3 protein-coding genes and 1 pseudogene are annotated in these 3,943 nt (G+C 46.8%); 2 read left to right on the top strand and 2 right to left on the bottom strand.

All coding sequences use genetic code 11. From position 1 onward, the window contains the following. Window positions 1-691, top strand: a 691-nt coding sequence (locus DXZ20_RS30870) for a hypothetical protein (RefSeq protein WP_250565986.1), incomplete at its 5' end; no start/stop codon positions are given. 76 nt (window positions 692-767) lie between these two features. Here the strand turns inward: DXZ20_RS30870 and DXZ20_RS30865 are convergent. Beyond that, the gene (locus DXZ20_RS30865) at window positions 768-2,198 is read right to left on the bottom strand and encodes a lipase family protein (protein WP_163702730.1); all 1,431 of its coding nucleotides are present in this window, start codon (window positions 2,196-2,198) and stop codon (window positions 768-770) included. Window positions 2,199-2,263: 65 nt separating this feature from the next. Between DXZ20_RS30865 and DXZ20_RS30860 the strand changes: the two genes are divergently transcribed. Beyond that, a complete protein-coding gene (locus tag DXZ20_RS30860; RefSeq protein WP_163702729.1) occupies window positions 2,264-3,142 on the top strand; it encodes an alpha/beta fold hydrolase in 879 nt (292 codons plus the stop codon). Between the two features lie 53 nt (window positions 3,143-3,195). Here DXZ20_RS30860 and DXZ20_RS30855 read toward each other — a convergent pair. Then, a pseudogene (locus tag DXZ20_RS30855) lies at window positions 3,196-3,943 on the bottom strand (lipase family protein); the annotation flags it as partial.

The raw sequence follows: 3,943 nt of genomic DNA, 5'->3' as shown, positions 1-3,943 counted from the left end.
AGGCAAGCGCTATCAGATTACTGCTGGAACCGGAACCATAGTGCATCAAGCCATGCCAACTAGCCTTGAAAATGCGGACGGTGCCGTTAATCCTATCCCTTACCTTGAAGATCCGAGACCCTTTGTTGGCTGGGCCTGGCAGTGGTTTAATTTTGACAACAAAGATGCCGCCATCTTTGCGGGTGTGAATATCAACAATTTTTCTATCAACCTTGTTCCACCGTTTGGTGTCTATGCAACAATCGATGATGGAAAATGGAAGGTGACATCATTTCCCACAGCGAGTACACCCCAAGGGTCGTCCATCATGTTGGGGGATTTTCACGTCAATCCGACCGTGGCCAGTCAGCCTGGCCCGGATCGACCCAGTGCCATTATGCCCACAACTTGGAAGTACTTGATCCTGGGGGATAATTCGCAGCCGTTGCTGGATGGATTCGCGAGTGCCTGGGCGGGGGATGGTGCAATCAATATCAATGATTGGTCGATGTTTAGTGAGCTACCGGTCACGTATTATAGTTCTGATCCAAATTTGCCTGACGGTGTGGGCTATTGTGAATCTTTTGGCTTTGAAAGTACGATCCAATATACAGACCGTGGATTACAAATGCTTCGGACAGGACAGGTGCCAGAACCATCGTCGGATTCGAAGTCCTTTTTAGAAAGGCTTCTGAGTATTTTCAGGTTTTGACGTTTCAACTAAAATCAACACAAAAGTAGGCATTATCTCCCCCGGCTCTGTCGGGGGTGGTGCAATATTTTGTGGACTACCATCCTTCTTCAATCAGGAAAATTAGGGGCTGAGAGTTCTCCATCGGTGTGCCATCGTTCCACTGATGAACTCTTTCTAGGATCTCGTCTAAAAGCGGACCTTCACCTTCCTTTAAATCGTCGATTTTGTCCTTAGACCGTTGACCAAGCTCCATCATCAGGATGGGGGTTGTGTTTAATGACGCGAGGACTGTTTGGATGCGAACACCCGCCTCTGTGGGTCTGGACATAACAGTCACAGTTCGCTGGGAGATTGCATCCATGCGTTGGGCAAAATCTCCGATATCAAAATATTCGATATAACCGATGGAGTGCTGTATTAAGGCTTCAGTGAGAAAATTAATGGTATTAGTATGATTTTTATTGGTCTCCGATAGGTCTAGATCCTTCTTTAGTTCATTGACGACTTGGTCAATTTCGTCAGAGGTGGCTGGGTACTGACTTCTCATATTATTAATATCATAATCGTAACAGGTTGATTCAAACCCTTTTGTGTTGGGAGCGACGTTTAGATAGTTATTCTTCCTTGTGGATTGTTTAAGTAAGAAAACGAGTAGATCTACAAGCGGAGTAGATTGCAAATCGCACTGTTTGTATAGTTTGGGAATTTTGTCGAGCATTTCGCTGTTGAAAGCATGGGGAACCATATCCATCGAGTTCCATTGTCTATTGGTTGTAGCCAACAGCTTGCTGTCATAATATTTGGAGAAGTTAGTGTCACCTTGAGTTTGGCCGGCTGTCGGTAAACAGCTAATCGATGTAGAGCCGTCTGTGTCCCATTCGGAGCGAGTATCCTCTAAATAGAGGGAGTAGCAGGGTGACAAGGCACCCCCTAAACTATGTCCGGTGACCATGATATTTTTGAATGGCCTGCTAGCTAGATATTGCTGGGCCGTGGTCCCATGATCTTGAGGACTTTTAATGGAGACCAGATTTTTTAACCCCAGGGAGATTCCTTTAGAAATGCGTGGTTCCCTCTGGGGCCCACACCAATGAGGACCAAGGTAACATGCAATAGACGCCACATTGGATTTTTTGCCATAGGGCCATGGTACGGTTTCTCTGACGTTAAAGTCTTGGAGAACCCAGTTCATTAAGGATTTACCATTGGTTCCTGCGATCGCAATAACTGCCTGGCTGGGATCTGTTTGTGGCACAATAATGAACATCGTATTGACCGCTCTGCCTGGCCCAGCCCACGACCCGACAGACACACCCGGTCCCCAGACCAAATGCCAAACCCCGATTAACGTTTGGATCTCTTCGTCCTGTAATACCTTGGTCAACATGGCTTTTGTTTGTTTAGCTATCGCAGCTGCCTCTCCTGTATAGTTGAAGCTAAGGATAGTTGACCACGAGATACAAAATATCTGCTGTTCGAAACTATAGGTTCCGTTGTTGTACCCTGAAGTATCGGTAGTTGTCATTTGTTTTTTCCCATATAGGCGGATTTGTCGCTGACCTCAAGCGTTATTTGGCAAGAGTAATGACCATGACTCCTCAACAACAATTTGAATCAGCAATCGGCACCATTGAATATTGTGACATTGGCACCGGCCCCCCGATCCTTTACTTCCACGGTACCGGATGTGGCAACGGTGTTGTGGCTCTATTTGAACAATCATTGCTGGATGCTGGCTATCGTTTAATTACTCCAAATCGACCGGGCTACTATGGGACAACATTGGGGCGTCGCGGTTCAGCTACTTTTTGCGCTGACTTAGCGGCCCATCTGTTGGATCATCTCAACGTCGATCGCGTCGCGGTTATCGGCACATCTGGTGGTGGTATGCCTGCGGCACAGTTCGCCTGTCGTTATCCAGACTACACTGCTGCCCTGGTTCTACAATGTGCCCAATCCCATCGATGGGACAACGGTATGTGGTTACCCAACGGCCTTGGTCAGTTGCTATGCCTGTTTCGACACAGCATCTTCGAACCACTGTTGAGCTGGCACAACAGACAATATTGGCAACACGTACAATTAAACCCAATGTCATGCATCGAAAGTTTAAGTGGAACCCGATTTTATGACATTCAGCAAGATCCTGATGTCCTAACAATTATAACGGCAATGTCAGCCATGGGAGTCGATTGTGCTGCCAAGCCAGCTGGTTATCTGAATGACTTAGCCATGATGGTTGGCGATGAGAGTGTTGCATTAGACACCATTGCTTGTCCCACCTTAATTTTGCACGATCGAGCAGATCCCATAGTTCCATTCGCCCATGCAGAATGGGCATACAGATGCATCTCTGAAGCTTACCTTCCGAATATTCGTTTAGGTGGGCATTTGATCTGGCACGGAGCCCATGCTTGGATCATGCGGGAGAAAAGAAACTCATTTCTCAAACTATCACTAGCCGTATAAAGGCAGGTATGGAAGGCTAACGCTTGCAGGTATCACCTCAGTTGGGCCACCGATTAACGCCCTGAGCTACCACCAGACCAACAATGATCACTAGAGGGGGGCTTCGTCTGATCTTCAACCAAAAAGATTACGGGCTGAGCGCCCTGGTTGGGCTTGTCTTGATTTATCTGGTCCACTTTCGTCAGGATCGCATCCCAAAGTGGACCTTCTCCTGCTTGCAATTCGTCAAGTTTCTGCCTGGTGGGCTGAACGAGATCGAGAAGAATTGGTCTTTTCGTTAACAACTCAAGCAACTTCCTTAAACGGCCACTTCCATCTTCAGGTTTAGATACAAGCACTGAGGATTGCTTGGATGCTGGTGTCAGTCGTTTGGAGAAATCGTCAATATTAAAATGGGCGATGTACCCGATCGTATGTTGGATTAAGGCCTGAATGAGAAATTTAAGGGTACTACCAATATCTAAAGTAGGAACCCCGTCTTGTTCTAGTGTCTTCTCAGATGCATTCAACATTTGGATGAACTCCCAAATGTCTTCAGCGACTTTGGATTTAGTATGCTTTATCAAGACATCCGGCTGATAATACTGGGATGGAAAGTCCTCTGCCTGGGGAGCGACATTGAGATAATTCAGGCTCTTGGTATCTCGTTGAATCTGGCGAACCAACAGCTTGATGTCCACACTGGCAGAGAGATCCGGTTCATACAGGTCGGGGACTTGGGCTAACAGCTCTGTATTGAAAGCATGGGGAACAATGTCCATCAGATTCCATTGCCGATGGGTCGTTTTCGATAGCTTACTA

Origin of the sequence: Adonisia turfae CCMR0081 (genome assembly GCF_011009555.1) — a bacterium.
Taxonomy (GTDB): domain Bacteria; phylum Cyanobacteriota; class Cyanobacteriia; order Phormidesmidales; family Phormidesmidaceae; genus Leptothoe; species Leptothoe turfae.
Note: the sequence above shows the minus strand (reverse complement) of the source record. Positions and strands in the feature narration are given on the sequence as shown.